Raw genomic sequence first — 17645 nt, 5'->3', positions numbered from 1 at the left:
TTATGAAAAAGTTATTATTTGGAATGGCCTTCTTTATGGGAGCCATGATGTTCAGTAGTGGAGATATTCTTGCTGGGGAAGAAGGTGGTGAAACGCCACTTTGTTATCAGCGAATGTATTGGTGCTCTGGGGAGGTGGAAGTTTACAATTGTGAAAACTATCAAACTGGGCATTTATGTTCAGCTGCTTATGTAGCATGTTATAAGTGTACGCTATAATTCGTGAAAAACAGGAGGCTCTAGTTCCTCCTGTTTTTCATTTCTTAACCCTAAAAAGCCAACTATATGTATTTTCGTGTAAGCCTAATTATGGCTGTATTAACTTTTTTTTCCTGCAATAATAATTCTGAGAGGACTGAGGACGAATCTATAATCTATGTCCAATTGGATGATTCTGATCTTTTTGATACAGAAAAATTTGAAATCCTAGCGTTTGTCCCCTTAGAGATGAATCAGTATAATCTGATGGGCTTGGATATACGCGTTCGGCAGAGTAATAATGGAATATACATGATGGATATAGGCATGCGAGATGCTATCCAGCAGTTTTCTTTAGATGGCAATTATGTAGGCGCTGCAGCCTCAGTAGGTGAAGGGCCAAATCAATTGCTTGGATTGCAGGATTTTCAGTTGGATGCACAAGGGGATCTTTTAGTTCTGTCTTCGCTAGGAGATCAGTCCAAGATTCTCAAAATTGATGCATCTGGTCAACTCAGCGAAGTATTCACTACCGAATATTTAGCAGGTTCTTTTTCACTTCCATCAAGTGGTGGCTTTCTTTTGGCAGGAGGTTATAATCTCCCTATCGTCACTAATCGTGTAGTTTTGACAGATGCTTCTGGTAGAATTCAATCTGCCTTTCTGCCAAATGATTACGAGAATGAAATGCTTCCTATGGGGGAGCGAAATTTCTATGAATCTGGTGACAACTTGCTCTATACTGAGATTTTTAATAACCGTATTTATGCCTACACAGCCGAAGGCTTAAATCCAGTAGTGGAAATAGATATGGGAAAGTATTCATTGCCAGATGATTTTTGGAAAGTTGACCTCATGCAAGGTTTTAGTCAGCTGCAAGAGCAAGGGTTTGCGACATTCAAGGCGGTATTCGAAGATGACAGTCATTACTTAGTCAACATCCATATTCAAGGCAATGATGGTTCAATTAAAAAAATCCTTCTTATCAATAAAAAGACTGGGGATTCACTCTATTGGGATGGTTCTTCAGCGGAAGAAGAATTGTACAGTGATCCTATTTCTATGAAAAATGGAGAAATAGTATTTTTAACTTACCATTCTGTATTACAAGATAAGTTGGCGAATAAATTACCTTCTAATCTTACAGAACAGCAATTCGATTATCCCGTCTTAATCACCGCAAAAGTAAGCTATTAATAAAATGAGAAATCTTCCGCTTTGCATTATGTCAGCTATAATCCTACTGAGTTCTTGTCAAAAACACCCGAGCACGATCAAATTTCCAGAAGGATTGGAAGAATTAGAAATTGGAGAGAATTCTAAAAAGCTATGTATAGATTGTCCTAAAAAGTTTGTTGGTTATTTAGATTTGACACAACGCGATCTTTTTTTCTTAAAGATGAATTCCAAAGGCTGGAAGGATTTGATAGTCGACTATCCCGAGCTGGAAGTGATATGGGTATTTGCCGGGCAGAGCGAACATATTGAAAAGACTGAGTTAGTGCGTTTATTAGAGGAAATGGGATATCCTTATTCAGTGATCTACGATAAAGAGAATAAATTTTTTGAATTGAATCAACTGGACAAGATTCCCTATGAAGTAAAGGCTATACAGTCATACTTCGTAGATGGGGATGATGTAATTATAGATGCAGAACCAGGGATTCCTAATTTGTTTAGAAAACAGGTGATCGAGTTTCTTGAGTTGGAGGAAAGGGAGTGAGATTTTTTGTTCGACTTTAGGTGGACTCCTTCCTGATGGGGCATCAGATTATATTCGGGATAAGAAGTTGTATTTGTAACGTTTCAATTGGGTTTAGCTCAATAAATGTTCCTCTAATTTATATTTACCTAGTTTTTGGATGATTATAAAAGTGAAATTTCTATTTTTCATTTAAGCTAAATTTCTTGAAAAAATGCCGTTAATGCCATGGAATAAGATTAGTTGGAAAACTCTAATAAGCATTTCCATTTTTCTATTGGTAATACTTCTTGCCTTGTTGATATTAAGCAGGTAGATTTTTCAGTTAATGCTAAAACTATGGGAATATTCTAAACCAATATCAGCTGGACTATCCGCTATTTGGCTTTGCCGTGGATGAGGAGAACAGAGCCATCTATGGAGTGACCGTATATAGGGAGCCGAATCTGGTGCGGTTTGATTATTGAGGAGTTGCATTACTCCTGTAATTTAAATCGGAGCTGTACTTGTTGTATAAGCCATTCTTAGTCATAGATTTGAAATTAAAATGGTTTAAATTTTGTAAACTTGAATTATGGAAAAAATCATCATTGAAACTGAAGATAAGTCCAAGCTCGACCTTGTAAAGGCTATGCTTGAGGCTATGCATATTGGTTTTGAAGTTGTTTCCAAAGATGTTGTTGTCAAAAACAAGGTTCTTTCCGATATCACAGATGGTTACCTAGAGGCAAGAGACATGGAGGCAGGAAAAGTTGAATATAAATCCTATTCGTCCTTTTCAGAAATGGAAGATGACCTATAGGTTAGTTCCCACAAAAGCTTTTTCAAGAGAACTGAAAAGACTGAAGAAGAAATACCCTTCAATTCTTTCAGACTTAGACAAGATTGCGAAGGAACTGATAATCACGCCCACCTTAGGTGATCAAGTTTACAAAAATTGCTACAAAATCAGAGTTCCAATTTCCAGTATGAATAAAGGTAAATCCGGTTCTGCCAGATTAATTACCTATGTAGTTTATACCAATTCCATCATATTTTTGATAGGCATATTTACCAAAGCTGAAAGGGCTTCAATTTCAGAGAAAGAAATTAGGAGCCTTATAATGGAGCTGGAGGGATAGGTTTATGTTAAAAGGGTTTCTATTCTTTGGCCTTAATCCTTTGGTTTGCATTAGCCATAGAGAATAAAGCCATCTATGGAGTGACCGAAGATCGAGAACCGAATCTAGTGCGGTTTGATTATTAACTTCTTTTCGAAATTTCATTAGGTGACAGGATTTTTGCATGCTATCCCCTTTTTTGCTTTCTTGATAGTTGACCCAGAAGCCTGACTTTTCAACTTCAAACCTGACCTTAATGAAAAAGCATACCTACGGAAGTGGGGTGATCGGCAATTGCGCCTATATCGCCCATGTGGAACTGGACACGAATATCAGCTGGATGTGTCTGCCAAGATTTGATTCTGATTTTATTTTTGGCGGAATGCTGGACCGGGAGAAGGGTGGAGAATTCACCATTCATCCAGAATCCGGAGACTTCAAGTCCAGCCAAGTTTACCTTGAAAATACGAACGTACTCAAGACCACTGTGGTGTCCGGTGAGGATAGTTATGCAGTCACTGACTTTGCTCCACGATTCAAAAACTTTGATCGCTACTACAAGCCGCTTATGCTGATCCGTAAGATCGAAGCAGTATCTGGTTCTCCAAAGATTAAAATATGTTGCAAACCTAGAGCCGATCGGGGGTCTAGAGGTTTGACGGCCAGCATGGGGTCTAATCATATTAGCTTTGAAGGGATAGGTCAAGAGCTTCGATTGTCCACTAATGCTCCGCTTAGCTATGTCATGGATGAAAAAGCATTTCTTTTGACCAAACCGGTGTATTTGGTTCTGACTTTTGGGCGACCTCTTGAAGCAGCTATTGAGACTACTTCAGAGCATTTTCTTCAGGCAACTACAAGCTACTGGCACGAGTGGGTGAAATCTACCAGTATTTACAATTTCCATCAGAAGTTGGTGCTTCGTTCTGCTTTGATTCTGAAAATCCACCAGTATGAGGATACAGGGGCTATCATCGCTGCATCCACGACTAGTTTGCCGGAATCTCCAGGATCTACGCGAAACTGGGATTACCGCTACTGCTGGATTAGGGATAGTTATTATACTTTGACTTGTTTCAATAGTTTAGGCCACTTTGAAGAATTGGAGAAGTACTTCGAATTTATTCATAATCTAAAACCTGGACCAGACGGTCGTTATCAGCCACTTTATTCGATCACAGGTGATTCACTTTTAACAGAAGAGATTTCTGAGCTGGATGGTTATTTGGGTGAGAAGCCAGTTCGCTTTGGCAATCAGGCTTACACTCACATTCAAAATGATCTTTACGGCCAAGTGTTGGTGTCTTTACTGCCACTTTATTCTGATCAGCGATTCACCGAAGAGGAGAGAAGTAGCTCCAAGCCAATGATTATGAATCTGTTGAATAAGATCGAATCTACGATGCATGAAAAGGATGCTGGGTTATGGGAGTTTAGAAATCTGGCACAGCAGCATTGCTATACTTTCTTGTTTCACTGGGCTGGAGCTTGTGCTGCTGCAAAAATAGGGATTCGTCTGAAGGATGATGCGATGTATCACAAAGCGATAGTTCTTCGAGATAAAGCAGTGGTCAAAATAGAGGAATGTTACCTTCCTGACCGCAAGGCATATGGTCAGGCAATTGGCTCGACCTATATGGATGCCTCTACGCTACAGTTGATCACCATGGGTTACTTTGGTGATGACTTGGAGCGAGCAAATGATCACCTCAAAGCAATGGAAGAAGAGTTGTTGGCAAAGGATTTCTTATTCTATCGCTACAAGCATATGGATGACTTCGGTGTGCCGGAGACGACATTCTTGATCTGTGCTTTCTGGTATATTGAGGCCTTGGCCTGTGTAGGGAGATTGGATGAGGCTGTTGAAGGTTTTGAGACTTTGGTGAAATATTGTAATCACTTGCATCTATTCTCGGAAGACGTGGATCAGAAGACAGGAAGTCAGTGGGGAAATTTCCCGCAGGCATATTCACACGTAGGGTTAATGAATGCCGCTTTCCGTATCGGGAAGAAGCTTGATAGACCGAATTTCTTGTAGATTTCCTGCTGATTTCATATAAATTTCCCGCAAATATTCGCGGATAACTAGCGCAGATCTCCGCAGATATTGAGGTCAATGTATTACTAAAACTAGTGTTGTCCTGCTTCTCCAGAAGCAGGACTTTTTTCATTAACCTTTGTGGGGTCCAGCCTTAGCGAAGTCGAAAGGTCTCCTCGAAGTTTTTTTCTTTTAATCAAAACAGGCATAAAGTCAACGACTCGGACTTAGGTGATGAGGTATTTATGTTTAGGGCTGAAAGTCTTAAATACCATAGCCCAGCTCGAAAGGGCTGGGGTTTAAAATGGATTCAATAGCTGAAGCTCTGAAAGAGCGAAATAGAAATTCTATCCATGTTTGGAATATGCGATTTATCTTTTCAATATATTTTTTAGGAAGTAGTACAATACTTGTAGCTTCAAATACTGATTAATCACTCCTGTCTATGAAGTTCCAAAATTATCTCTCCTCCCTGCTTCTAATTATTTTCTCGCTTGCTTTTGTCTCCTGTTCCAAAGACATCTATCGTGAGAATAATAAAGAGCATAAGAAGGCTGTCAGAGATGCCACAGAATCTATCCGAGAGATCCCCAAAACCAAGTCTGAGCTTAACTACGACACGCTCAGCATCACCGATGAGTGGGTTGGGACGACCAATTTTAGTATCAGGAAACCAAACTATGTGGTCATCCATCACACGGCTCAGGATTCATTGAAGCAGACGATTAATACCTTCACAGTTAGTAGAACTCAGGTAAGTTCGCACTATGTAGTAAGCAGAGACGGGGAGATCGTGCAGATGTTGAATGATTACTTGCGCTCTTGGCATGCTGGAAGAGGAAGATGGGGAAATGATACAGATTTGAATTCGGCTTCTATAGGAATTGAATTGGATAACAACGGAACTGAGCCATTCACTACAGCACAAATGGAAAGTTTATTGATTTTGCTGAAGCGACTCAAGTGGAAGTATGGAATTCCTACAGCCAATTTCATCGGGCATTCGGATATCGCTCCATCTAGAAAAGTAGATCCAAGTATTTATTTTCCTTGGAAAATGTTGGCCGAAGAAGGATATGGATTGTGGTATGATGAAGAGGTGGTTTTCCCTGTTCTTTCCCCACATGAGTATACTTCAATTCCTATCGAAAGCACGGACGATTTACCTCAAGAAACGGTAGATCCTATTCTAGCTCTTAGAATTATAGGGTATGATATGAGTGATCCAAATGCAGCGATACGCGCATTCAAACTGCATTTTGTGCAGCATGACATAGAATCGGGATTGACAGAAACGGATAAGAGGATCTTGGATAATCTGTATAAAAAATATTTGTGATTATTAGCCGCGGAACTCGCAGAGGGTGACGCAACGTACGCAATTAGAATTATACGAGATCACCTGGTTCAAGTCTTCAGACTTGGAACTACTGTATTGCAGTTTGGAAACTGAATTGATTTGTGTCCAAGTCATGAAACCTGCCGATAGCAGGAAGGCTTGAAAAATTTCAATAATAAAAAAGGGGCGAAAAATCTTTCACCCCTACAATTATTGCTTTAATCCTGATATCAAGAAGTCAACTTCTGAAGCAATTGTCTTACTTGTTTCACTGATTTGATATTGAAATTGGCTTGTGTGTATGCATAACCTACCCGGATAGAATAGGCGTTTTTAGGCATAGCCTTGAACGTATCTTCATCTGTCCAGTCATCACCGATTGCTAAGATGAAGTCATATTCCATTCCTTTCATCATCGCTGTAGCTGCTCGGCCTTTGTTGATATCAGGTCGTTTGATCTCCAAGACCATGTTGCCTTCCAATACCTGCAGGTTGTGGCCTCTTGCCATGTATTTTAGGTGACTGAAAAGCTCGCGCATTCTGAGATCTCCCAGTCCACTTTCCACTTTTCTATAATGCCAAACTAAGGAATGGTGCTTTTCCTCGATAAATGCTCCCGGAGTTCGGAGAACGTAATACTCCATCACCTTTCGGATGTCATCTTTCCAGCCGTCTTCGACTTCAGCGTATAACTCCCAATCTCCTTTGTCTTCTTTCTTTTTCACCCAAACGCCATGCTCAGCGATCATGTCGATATGCTGACCTTCAAACCATCGACCCAAGGTGTCCTTGTCTCTACCTGAGATGATGACTACCTGAGCAAGTTCACTGAGATCTTTTACGATACCTCTCAATTCATCATCAGGCACTGCTTTTTGAGGGTCAGAATGAAATCCTGTTAGCGTACCGTCGTAGTCAAGGAACAAAATAGCTTTCTTGGCTTTTTTGAAACTTGCTTGAATTTCATTCATCACTTTGGTGTCCACGTCCTTGGAAGTCAGCTCTTCCTGCTTTTTCTTCACATGATCGAGACGATCCATGAATACTTTCACCCATTGGAAAACGTCGTACTTTTTCAGGCTTTCCTGCATGCTGTTCATTCTGGCTATTTGCTCATCCAGCGGCATAGAAAGTGCATTGAATATAGCATCCACTACACCTTGACGGTCATTTGGATTGACAAGAATCGCATCCTGAAGTTCTTTGGAGGCACCAGCCATTTCGGACAGGATTAGAACGCCTGTCTGGTCAGTTTTACTAGCTACAAATTCCTTACACACCAAGTTCATACCGTCACGCAGTGGAGTTACTAACGCGATGTCCGACATGTTGTAAAATGCACTGAGTTCCTCAAATGGAAAACTACGGTAGAAATAATGAACTGGTACCCAGTTTAGCGTAGAGTACTCACTATTGATACGCCCTACCAACAAGTCAATTTCCTCTTTAAGTTCTTTGTAAGACTGCACTTTGTCCCGGCTCGGCACCACGATCATGATCATGGATACTTTTCCGTGCAGTTCCTTATGCTGTTCCAGCAATTGGTTGAAAGCCTGAATACGCTGAGGAATTCCTTTAGAATAATCCAGCCTATCAATTGTGAGTAGTAGCTTCTGATCCTCTACCTGCTTGCCAAATTCCTCTACAAAACTTAGTGTTCTCTTGCTTTTTGCCTGCTTCGCAAATTTGTCATAATCAATCCCCATCGGGAAGGAATCCACATTGATGATTCTGTTTTCAGCCTGGATATAGCCGCTTTCGCTGGATAGGCCGTTGATTCTGCCCACTGCACTGAGGAAGTGACGCATGTCATCATAGGTATGAAAGCCAATCAAATCCGCACCGCACATCCCGGCGAGCAATTCCTTTCTCCAAGGAATCATCCGGATGATCTCGTAAGAAGGGAAGGGGATATGCTGGAAAAATGCAATGGTAGCATTTGGAAGTACTTCGCGTAGCATTTGCGGAAGCAAGAGCAGCTGGTAATCATGAATCCAGATCGTGTCGTCTGGCCCTGCTTTTTTCAAGATGGCATCGCAAAACTTTTGGTTCACACGTACATAAGCTTCCCAGTGCTCAGGGTTGTAGATCATGTATTGGGTGAAATAGTGGAATGCTGGCCACAATGTCTCGTTACTGAATCCCTCGTAAAACTCCTCGACATCTTCTTTGGAAAGAAATACGGGAGCCATTTTAAGGTCATGAAGTTCGAGAATGATTTCTGCGCGTTGCTCTGGGTCGTCTACGGTATTTCCCGGCCATCCAATCCAAATATTATCTCCTTCTTTATAAATAGACCCAAGGCCTGTAGCTAATCCTCCTGCACTTGGTTTGAACTCAAATCGGCCGTTTCGGTGTCTTAAACTAATAGGAAGGCGATTGGAAACGATAATGGTTTTTGACATGAAATAGTTGGTTTAAAAACAAGAAGTGGAAAAATCCAATTCAAAAAGGTGATAAGAAAAGATACTAATTATCTCTTGGAATAAAAACAACAGGACTTGTGTAGAGTTCAGTCTGGACTTAGATTTCATCAGTTAGAAACAAAAAAAAGCACCCGTTTTGGCGGGTGCTTTTGAGCTTACTTGCTTGCTACATTTTTTGGTTTTGTATCCACTTTTGTCCAAATGAATGCTGCCAAATCCCGGCCTTCTGTGATGCCATATTCAATAGCAGGTCGGTAGTGGATTCCACCATAGAACCGGCTCAAAGCTGCTTCCTCGGCAGCCTGAGAGAAGGAGTTGTATTCTCTTATAGGAAGGCCATATGCCACTTCCGAACTGTCTACTATGTGAAACTCATCACCAAATAAGTGAGCCAATGTATAGGCCGAAGCTGCTGAAGCTACACTGTGCCCGCTGGTGTGTTCAGGGAAAGGTGGTGTTTGCAGAAGTGGCACCCATTGCTCATCGATGTGCTGATTGATATATGTCTCAGGACGGATAAGATTGCTTCGGTATTTTTCGTCCCAGCAGGAAATAAAGGCTTCATTCAGTGAGATGCCGGTCATGGCAAAAACCTCTGCGATCCCTTTCCAATCTTTACCGGCCGCTTTAGAGGCTATAGCAGCTATGCTCATCCAATGTCCGCCCGGAGTGATTTTTTTCTCAGCAAACATCACATGGCCTTTGACATTCATTTTATAAGGATTGCAATCCCAGAATAGCGCAATGTCTTTTTGCTCCTGAGTTGCACTTCTATCCATATCATATACTTCCTTGGCAACCTTGAAGAACTCACTTTTAGGATCGGTAGAGAATGGAGGAGGCTGTAGTGGTCTAAACTGTGAAGCTGAATCCAAAACGAACGTCCTGATTTTGTTCCAATGAGGTTCGATTGCTTCCATGTATGCCGGAGGAGTTGGCTGCCAAGTTCCCTCTTCAGAGGTTACGGTGAATTTCGGGAAGGATCGACTCTGGTGATAGTTGTCTTTGGAAGAATAGGCTTTGATCACGTCACCTACTTCTTTGCCGTAGGCTATAGAAGCTTCAAATACATCGTCTGGAATTCCCTTTTCTTTCAAAGTTGCGAATGTAGCATCTCTATGCTCATTCATAAGGTCTTCAGAGAAAATCAAACCTGTTCCCACATAGTAATATGCTGCCAATGAGGCTAGAGGTGGATATACTTTTTCCGAAGGAGTGAAAGTCACTTTCTCTGACCCATTCAACTGCCCCAAGAGAGAGGCGTAATTCGGGTCAACTGAAGCCGCTACTTCGTAGGCCGCAAGGGATGCGTAAGTGTAAATTCTTGCAGCTACAGGGGGAGAGAAAATATCGTGAATGATTACCTGTGTGATCTTATCCTGAGCTTCAGTTATATACTGACCATCTGTAATGGCTTTAGAATAATCGACGGGTTCTGCGCATGAGGATGCAATCAGGAGTATTCCTGAAAAGATCATGAATTTGAGGGTACGCATATTATTGGATTTTATTATTGTGCTTGTGTATCAGAAATCGAGGTAAAGCTTTGTCAAAGCGGATTTCCATTGGTTGCATTTGGGCCTTAAAGCTATTGGAAATTAAGTAAGTATCAAAAGATTTTAATCAAGTTTGATCCAGTATACAGGCCCCGAATTACTCACTCCTACGACAAGTAGTTTGTTGTTTACAGTGATTTTATTGATGTGTCTTATTTCTGATTTGGCTGGAATAGTATGTTGGAATGCTGTCTTTCTCCAGGTTTCATTTTCCCATTTAAAAGCGGTAAAAGCTGAAGCCATATTGGTGCCTAGGTCTACGCGGAATCCGGAGAAATTTCCTCCTAGTAAAACAGATTTCCGCTCCTTATCCCAAAGTATAGATGAAATAGGTGAGAGTTGTGCTTGGTCTGGAAATGGCTCAAAGACAAAGCTCCCATCGGCTTGCTGAAGATAAACGCCAGAACGAAATTCATATACAGCATACTGGGAAGTCTGAGCTAGTATCTCTTCCGGGAATAGATCTGTAGGGCTGGATTGAGTTGCATAGCTCTGATAAGAATTATGCTTTCTCTTGATCCCTGAAATCTGTTTGATTAGATCATCTCTGCTAGCAAAAGGCACGAGACGATCTCCCATGTAATGAAAGATCAAAGGATCTGCCTGCCCATTTTCATCAAAATCCCCGTAATATAACCAAAGCGGTTTCTCCTGACTTGCTTTTAGCTTGCTGTTCAAACCAAGATTTCCTGTCAGAATATCAGGTTTTCCATCCTCATTTACATCAGCGATAGCAAGGCTTTGAATCCAACCCGATGAATAAGCTAGTCCTTCTATAGCTTTTTCTTGAAGTGATTTGCCATTACGATTTTCGAAAACCCTGATTCCCTGCCAATCTCCTGTGAGGATTAATTCCCTGGTTCCGTTACTAGTCAAGTCAGCCCATATTGCTGAACTGATCATTCCTAGGTCTATTTCGACGCCAAACCACTCCTTGGTTTTATCTTCAAATTTCCCATTACCTTGGTTGATGAGCAAGGCACTTTTAGGACTTGTCCCATAATCACCACTGACTACAGAGCTACCTACGAAAATATCCAAATCACCATCGCCATCTACGTCGTGAATAGCGAGCGTTGATGTGTTTTCCCCGATCTTTGGAAGTGACATGGGGCTGAAGATGAAATCTCCTTTTCCATTGCCGAAGAAGATTCGATCAAAGTTGAAAAGCGCTCCGCTTTTATGTTCGTTTCCGCCGCTTCCCACATATAAGTCCAGATTACCATCTCCATTGAGGTCTGCAAACTCGGCGACTATATCTTCTGCTCGAGCAAGTTGCGTGAATAACTCATTTTTCCTTTCTATAAATTTCCCATCGGCAAGCTGAATAAACAATGCTCCGGCTTGATCCTGAGCTCCCCCTACATACAAGTCTTCCAAGCCATCATTATTCACATCTCCGACAGCCAAGGCCGGCCCCATGCTGGCAAAACTTTTCGGGATCAGATATTCCCGCTTAGTTTCTTCGAGCGTGTTTTTCTCCTGATGGGCCCATGGGATTTGCGGAAAAGAAGCTGTTTTATCAGAAGATATATTCGCTTTGGTATATGGCTTTCCTGTTCCTTGAGTCAATTTTATTGAGTGGTTGATCGAGTCATTCAGATAAATTTCATTTACTCCATTTGGCCACACTACAGAAATAGAGTCTATTTCAGTTGCTTTTCCCAAACCAAAAACCAGCGTGGAGGAAGTGCCAGACATGAAACCTCGGCTTCCAGAATACTGCTGAAATAAGGATTTGCCAGCATAGTATATCCCAACTTTTGCTCCCATCGCAAATGTGTTTTCCCCATTCGCGCTAAGGTTGACTCGAAGGAAAGCGTTACCTGACCTCTCACTGTGATTTTGATAGATGAATGCTGGCTGGTTCAGGTTGTTGATGATCAAATCCAAATCCCCATCATTGTCCAGGTCAGCGTAAGTTGAACCATTGGAATAACTAGGTTGATCCAAACCCCAAGTGGTAGCTTGATCAATAAAGGTCAACTCTCCTTGGTTCTGGTAGCTAAGATTTGGTAGTTTGACTGTAGGGAGCATAGCTATTTGCTTTTGGCGGAGCTCACTCATCTTTAAACTTGGCTCGGCCTGCTGACTGTACTGGATAAAGTCCAGATCATTCGGACGCTTTTCTATGCCATTGGTGATGTGAATGTCCGGAAAACCGTCATTGTCCATGTCGAAAATAAGCGGTGACCAGCTCCAGTCTGAAGCGTAAACTCCAGAGAATAAAGCGATCTCGCTGAAGCCATTTGCGCCCTGATTTAGCTGGAGATGATTCCTGACGTACTGATCAGAGTAGCCAAATTTCTTCTTGATTTGATAGACTTCCTGCTTGTCTTCTCCCACAGATTTCATCCAAATCTCAGGGTCATTTGGCAGCATATCCGTAGTGAAAATCTCTGGTAATCCATCTCCATTCAGATCAGCCAAATCATTTCCCATGCTATACCGACTCGTATTGGATATCAGACTGTCCAGAGATTCTATAAAAGTCCCATCGTGCTGGTTCAGATAGAGGTATTCGTTCTCGGTGAAGTCATTGGAAACATAAATGTCTGGCCAGCCATCATCATTGATATCCTCTACTCCAACTCCAAGCCCAAAACCTAAAATGCTTGAATAGATGCCTGAAATTTCTGTAACATCTTCGAAACCGATCTTGCCTTCTGACGCGAGATTTCTATACAATTTGTCACCTAGCACGTCAGGTTGGTTTCTCTGATTTGCTTTGGCAAAAACCTCAGGGGACTTCACAGAGTGATTTAATAAATACATGTCCAAATCCCCATCTCTATCATAATCCAGGAACGCAGCTTGGGTGCTAAACCCAATAAAGTCTACTCCATATAGGGCTGCCTGATCGTCAAATTTCCCAGAACCTTGATTGATATAAAGTCTATTTTGACCGGTTAGTCCTTTGTAATCTCCTACTTGAGAGACGTAGATGTCCAGTAAACCATCTCCATTGATATCTGCCATGGTCACTCCAGTAGACCATCCACCGCCGCCATTTACGCCTGCAGATTCGGTGATGTCTTCAAACTGGAAATTGCCTTTGTTCAGATAAAGTCGATTGGAAACCTGATTACCTGCGAAATACAAATCCACCAAACCATCATTATTGATATCTCCGGCAGCGACTCCACCACCATTATAGAAGTAGAGGTATTCTAGGATGTTTAGCGAATCTGATGAATTCAGGGTGTTTTCAAATTCAATACCTATTTGTTGATTATTCATCAGCTCATAAAGGGTCTCTATTTTTTTCTCTGTACAAGAAAAAATGAAACCTATCCCTATCAGAAACACAACTGAAAATCTCCTCATCTCAACACGCTCAATACTTCCAAATCTCTGCTTTCGCACTGTTTTTCACGACTAAAAGTTTACCGTCACCAAGTGCTGCAAAAGCTCTTACATCACCGTCTAGTTTTAGACCATTTTTAGCATTAGGCCAATAATCAAAGGTGCCATCACCTTTGCCTAAAAGAACATCGCCATAGCTTGCGTCATATTTGCCCACTTCGGGTTTAGCATTAAATAGATTGCCACCAAGGATCAGATCTTCGTTCCCATCTCCATTTAGATCTGCGACTTGGATAGCAAAGACGTAAGATCGCTGAGCCATTCTCGGGAAAGGTTTCCAAGTGAATTTTCCATTTCCTTCATTCATCAATACACCAGATTCTAGACTATTGATTTCATTGATAATAGACATGTCCAGTATTTCTTGAGGGAAAATATCGGAGAGCATCTCATTATTGTAATTACTGTAGCGCATGTACCGTTTTTTTACAGCGGGAATTTGCCTTTCCAGCTCATGCTTAAGAGTGTATGGAACTTGAACATTTCCTTCCTGACGTGTGAAAATCTGCTCAATTGACCCATTTTGGTCAAAGTCATTTAGGTACATTCTGACTGGAGTATTTTCAGAAACTTTGAATCGGGAATTCAATCCGTTATTTCCCAAGATCAGATCTGGAAGGCCATTTCCGTCTAGGTCCGCTATCTCCAATGTTCGGTACCAGCCTTTCAGGTTATTTAATTCTGGCATTTCAATTTTCTGAAGTTTACCGTTAGTATTTCTAAAGAAAATAGGAGCAGTCCATTCACCTACGAGGACAAGGTCATTCGTACCGTCATTATCCCAATCTACCACTTTTGCATCCGTGATCATGCCAATTTCTTTCATCTCAGGAGCAAGTGTGGAGGTTTGGTCAGTGAAGTTTCCTTTGCCATCATTGATCCAAATACTGCTACTCGCAGGAGCTCCATAGACGAATGGCACAAGTCTGCCTCCAATAAATAAATCAGGAGCACCATCATCATTTAGGTCCATCACTTGTACTACGGAACTACTGCCACGATTTGAATTGAAGCCAGTCTGTTCGGTTTTAGTGAGATTTCCTTTACCATCGTTTAGATACAATCTGTCTGTAAGTTCTAAAGCTCCGAGACCAGACTCATTGCCTCCTGAGGCTACTACTAAGTCCAGTTTCCCATCCGAATTTGCATCGAAAAACACCGCGTCTACATCTTCAGAGAGCGCGTCGCCTTGTAGAGATTCTTGCTCAGAAAGCTTGAATTTTCCAGAGCCAGACCCTAGATATAATTTACCTGAGAATCCTTTGGCTCCGCCAAAAAACAAATCCTCAATTCCGTCGCCATTCACATCGCCTTTTGCAAAAGCAGGGCCTTCGGTAGAATACATATGGAAGGTGAGGCGATCTCTGTCGAAATCTACCATAGGATTTTCTTCGTGAGTGAAATCCAGATCTTGCTCATTCCCCAGTTTGAAAAATGCTTCTGTTGGCAGATCAAAGAAACTTTCACCATCCGGTAGTGGATTTGCTTCGCTCCATTTTAGCGTCAGTAATTGATCGGCTTGGATATTTTCGAGCTTGGTGAAAGTGCCGTCAGGCCATAAAATTTGGAGTTGATCAATCAATGTTATTTTCCCTAGTCCAATGGTAAGTTTTGGGTCTACAGAAGATTCAAAGCCTCGGTTTGGCATTTGCTCGGTGTAGAAAATTTGATCTCCGGCAAGGATCTTCAATTGAGCTCCGATGGCTTGGGTATTTTTACCTTTCCCTACTAGTTGGATTTGGAGAGAATGGTTTTCAGGATTTAGTGTTCTTCCTGTGTTTCTAAATAAAGAGGCTGGGTTATTGACGTTGTTGACAACCAAATCTAGGGTCCCATCATTATCCAAATCTCCATATGCACCGCCATTGGAATGAATGGCTTTTCCTAGTCCCCAAGCGTCAGAGACATTTTCAAAATCCAATTCCCCAAGGTTTCTGTAAGCGTAATTTGGCACTGGATTGATCGGGATAGGATCAATTAGCGCTTTATAGTCAACTCCATTTTGAGAGATGATCTTGCTTTTGGTGGCATCATCATCAATGAAATTGAGGTAGTCTAAGTCAGTTATATCCTGATAGATGCCATTGGCGACAAAAATATCACGCTTCCCGTCGTTGTCCATGTCAAAAATCAATGCTCCCCAGCTCCAATCCGTAGCTTCTACATTTGCAAGCCTTCCCATTTCGCTGAAAGTGCCATCTCCGTTATTAATATGGAGCATGTTGCGGGAATACTGATAATGGTACCCGTGGGTTTTGTTGAACTTGAATTTGTCCCAGTTCTCAAAAGTCGTTACCTGTTTCAGCCGTTGCTGTGGTTCTGGAAGCATGTCTGTGACAAAAATATCCAGTAAGCCATCACCGTTGATATCTGCAATGTCTGCGCCCATAGATGCAGCTGAAATGGAACGCATGGAGCTCTCTAATGACTCGGTGAAAGTTCCATCCTGATTGTTGATGTAGAGGTAATCCTTCTCAAAGAAATCATTGGAGATAAATATATCTGGCCATGAATCCTGATTCACATCTCCGATAGTTATGCCTAGACCAAATCCTATCAATGATCCATAGATGCCAGCTTCTTCACTCACATCAGTGAATTGGCCATCATCATTTCTAAAAAGTTTGTCACCTCCCACGGAATCCCGCTTTGGGCGTTCATTTTGCATTTTGTTGAAGCTGCCGATGGCTTGGTAACTATTGTTCAGCAAATAAGTGTCTAGATCGCCGTCTTTGTCGTAATCGAAAAACACGGCATGTGTAGAGTAACCTTTGTCGGCTAATCCGTATGCTTCGGCTTCTTCTCTGAAAGTGCCGTTCCCCTGGTTGATGAACAGCTCATTTTGTTTGTTGTCTCCAGAGATATCTCCAGAGTTGCAGACGTAAATATCTAGAAAGCCATCACCATTGACATCTGCCATGGCTACACCGGTGCTCCAGGCTCTTGTGCCGGCTGTGCCGGAAAGGTCCGTTACATCTTCAAACTTGAAATCTCCCTTGTTAAGATATAGCTTGTTGGGACCAAGATTGGCGGTGAGGTAAATGTCTAATAGTCCATCGTTATTCACATCTCCAAGTGCGACTCCGCCACCATTATAGAAATTTCTATAGGTGAAAATATTGAATTCCTCGTCGAAGGGAAGGTCATTTCTAAAGGATATTCCAGAAGATGCTGGATCAATGGATTGAAATAAAGTAGGAGTTTCCGCTTTTTTTTCTGAGCAGGAAAATGCCAATACTAAAATGAAGAACGCTAGGAATTTATTATTCATGATGGGTTCTCTTCAAGTTGCTTTTGAATTTTCAGATCAACTATCTCTGCTCTTACTGTAGATAGGTTCTTTTTGTAAATTCTAATTCTTCTATTTCCGTCGATTTTCACAAAGGCTACCTGAGAGCCGTCTTCGCTGCTGACTTCTATAAATCCTTCACCGTACCACTGCTCATAAAGAGCCAAAACGTCAGCTCTTAGTATTTCTACTGATAAGTCCTCGTTCCACGGTGCCCAACCTTTGTAGGCGTAATCCACTGGCATTAAGTAAATTTTGTCATCAGAGAATTTAGGGTAGAAGCGCATGGTCGTTTCCTTCTTTGAAGGCATATCGACTATGTATTCTATGGAAAGCTCGGTTGGTCCATTTAGTAAAACACCTTGTTTATTTAGCTCCCAGCAGGTAGCGTAGAATTCCTTCTTTGGCATTCCTAGTTCTAAATCCAAGAATAAATCATTCACAATTTTCCCTGAAGCCAATTCTCTAGATTCCATTTTCTGATAGTCAGATTGACAGGACATCAGGCAAAAGCCTATTGAAACTAATAAAAGGAGGTGTTTGTAATGAGTTAAGTTGATGTTCATTTATCTAATTAATCGGAAATTTTTGTGGCTCCATCTGTATGCAAACATATTTTCACGAGGGCTAAT

General features: G+C 41.5%; 11 protein-coding genes. 6 read left to right on the top strand and 5 right to left on the bottom strand.

What is annotated here, in order from left to right:
- The first annotated feature begins 2 nt into the window (after positions 1-2).
- From BM291_RS02890 to BM291_RS02860, 6 genes are all read left to right on the top strand, one after another.
- Positions 3-218: a hypothetical protein gene (locus tag BM291_RS02890; protein WP_092894666.1), complete on the top strand. Its 216-nt coding sequence runs from the start codon at positions 3-5 to the stop codon at positions 216-218.
- 90 nt (positions 219-308) lie between these two features.
- A complete protein-coding gene (locus BM291_RS02885) occupies positions 309-1394 on the top strand; it encodes a 6-bladed beta-propeller (protein WP_175499636.1) in 1086 nt (361 codons plus the stop codon).
- Positions 1395-1422: 28 nt separating this feature from the next.
- Positions 1423-1920 (top strand): hypothetical protein, encoded by a 498-nt coding sequence (locus BM291_RS02880; RefSeq protein ID WP_092894664.1) that lies wholly within the window; start codon positions 1423-1425, stop codon positions 1918-1920.
- 553 nt (positions 1921-2473) lie between these two features.
- On the top strand, positions 2474-2701 hold the full coding sequence (locus BM291_RS02875; protein ID WP_092894663.1) for a hypothetical protein: 228 nt from the start codon (positions 2474-2476) through the stop codon (positions 2699-2701).
- 554 nt (positions 2702-3255) lie between these two features.
- Positions 3256-5037 (top strand): glycoside hydrolase family 15 protein, encoded by a 1782-nt coding sequence (locus BM291_RS02865; protein WP_092894661.1) that lies wholly within the window; start codon positions 3256-3258, stop codon positions 5035-5037.
- A gap of 445 nt (positions 5038-5482) precedes the next feature.
- The gene (locus BM291_RS02860) at positions 5483-6376 is read left to right on the top strand and encodes an N-acetylmuramoyl-L-alanine amidase (RefSeq protein WP_092894660.1); all 894 of its coding nucleotides are present in this window, start codon (positions 5483-5485) and stop codon (positions 6374-6376) included.
- A gap of 230 nt (positions 6377-6606) precedes the next feature.
- Here the strand turns inward: BM291_RS02860 and BM291_RS02855 are convergent, their stop codons facing one another.
- The 5 genes from BM291_RS02855 to BM291_RS02835 all read right to left on the bottom strand — a co-directional run bounded on the left by BM291_RS02855 (position 6607) and on the right by BM291_RS02835 (position 17579).
- On the bottom strand, positions 6607-8781 hold the full coding sequence (locus BM291_RS02855; protein ID WP_092894659.1) for a bifunctional alpha,alpha-trehalose-phosphate synthase (UDP-forming)/trehalose-phosphatase: 2175 nt from the start codon (positions 8779-8781) through the stop codon (positions 6607-6609).
- Positions 8782-8957: 176 nt separating this feature from the next.
- The gene (locus BM291_RS02850) at positions 8958-10298 is read right to left on the bottom strand and encodes a vanadium-dependent haloperoxidase (RefSeq protein WP_092894658.1); all 1341 of its coding nucleotides are present in this window, start codon (positions 10296-10298) and stop codon (positions 8958-8960) included.
- Positions 10299-10421: 123 nt separating this feature from the next.
- Complete coding sequence (locus BM291_RS02845) at positions 10422-13598, bottom strand: VCBS repeat-containing protein (RefSeq protein ID WP_245786757.1); 3177 nt, start codon at positions 13596-13598, stop codon at positions 10422-10424.
- A 97-nt stretch (positions 13599-13695) separates the two neighbouring features.
- On the bottom strand, positions 13696-16995 hold the full coding sequence (locus BM291_RS02840) for a VCBS repeat-containing protein (RefSeq protein ID WP_092894656.1): 3300 nt from the start codon (positions 16993-16995) through the stop codon (positions 13696-13698).
- On the bottom strand, positions 16992-17579 hold the full coding sequence (locus BM291_RS02835) for a hypothetical protein (RefSeq protein ID WP_245786756.1): 588 nt from the start codon (positions 17577-17579) through the stop codon (positions 16992-16994). The genes BM291_RS02840 and BM291_RS02835 overlap by 4 nt, the downstream gene beginning before the upstream one ends.
- Positions 17580-17645: the final 66 nt, after the last annotated feature.

Source organism: Algoriphagus aquimarinus, assembly GCF_900112005.1.
Classification (GTDB): domain Bacteria; phylum Bacteroidota; class Bacteroidia; order Cytophagales; family Cyclobacteriaceae; genus Algoriphagus; species Algoriphagus aquimarinus.
Note: the sequence above shows the minus strand (reverse complement) of the source record. Positions and strands in the feature narration are given on the sequence as shown.

Coding starts and splice junctions, on each gene's coding strand:
- BM291_RS02890 (WP_092894666.1), top strand. CDS start 3: ATGAAAAAGTTATTATTTGGAATGGCCTTCTTTATGGGAGCCATGATG.
- BM291_RS02885 (WP_175499636.1), top strand. CDS start 309: ATGGCTGTATTAACTTTTTTTTCCTGCAATAATAATTCTGAGAGGACT.
- BM291_RS02880 (WP_092894664.1), top strand. CDS start 1,423: ATGTCAGCTATAATCCTACTGAGTTCTTGTCAAAAACACCCGAGCACG.
- BM291_RS02875 (WP_092894663.1), top strand. CDS start 2,474: ATGGAAAAAATCATCATTGAAACTGAAGATAAGTCCAAGCTCGACCTT.
- BM291_RS02865 (WP_092894661.1), top strand. CDS start 3,256: ATGAAAAAGCATACCTACGGAAGTGGGGTGATCGGCAATTGCGCCTAT.
- BM291_RS02860 (WP_092894660.1), top strand. CDS start 5,483: ATGAAGTTCCAAAATTATCTCTCCTCCCTGCTTCTAATTATTTTCTCG.
- BM291_RS02855 (WP_092894659.1), bottom strand. CDS start 8,781: ATGTCAAAAACCATTATCGTTTCCAATCGCCTTCCTATTAGTTTAAGA.
- BM291_RS02850 (WP_092894658.1), bottom strand. CDS start 10,298: ATGCGTACCCTCAAATTCATGATCTTTTCAGGAATACTCCTGATTGCA.
- BM291_RS02845 (WP_245786757.1), bottom strand. CDS start 13,598: ATGAATAATCAACAAATAGGTATTGAATTTGAAAACACCCTGAATTCA.
- BM291_RS02840 (WP_092894656.1), bottom strand. CDS start 16,995: ATGAATAATAAATTCCTAGCGTTCTTCATTTTAGTATTGGCATTTTCC.
- BM291_RS02835 (WP_245786756.1), bottom strand. CDS start 17,579: ATGAACATCAACTTAACTCATTACAAACACCTCCTTTTATTAGTTTCA.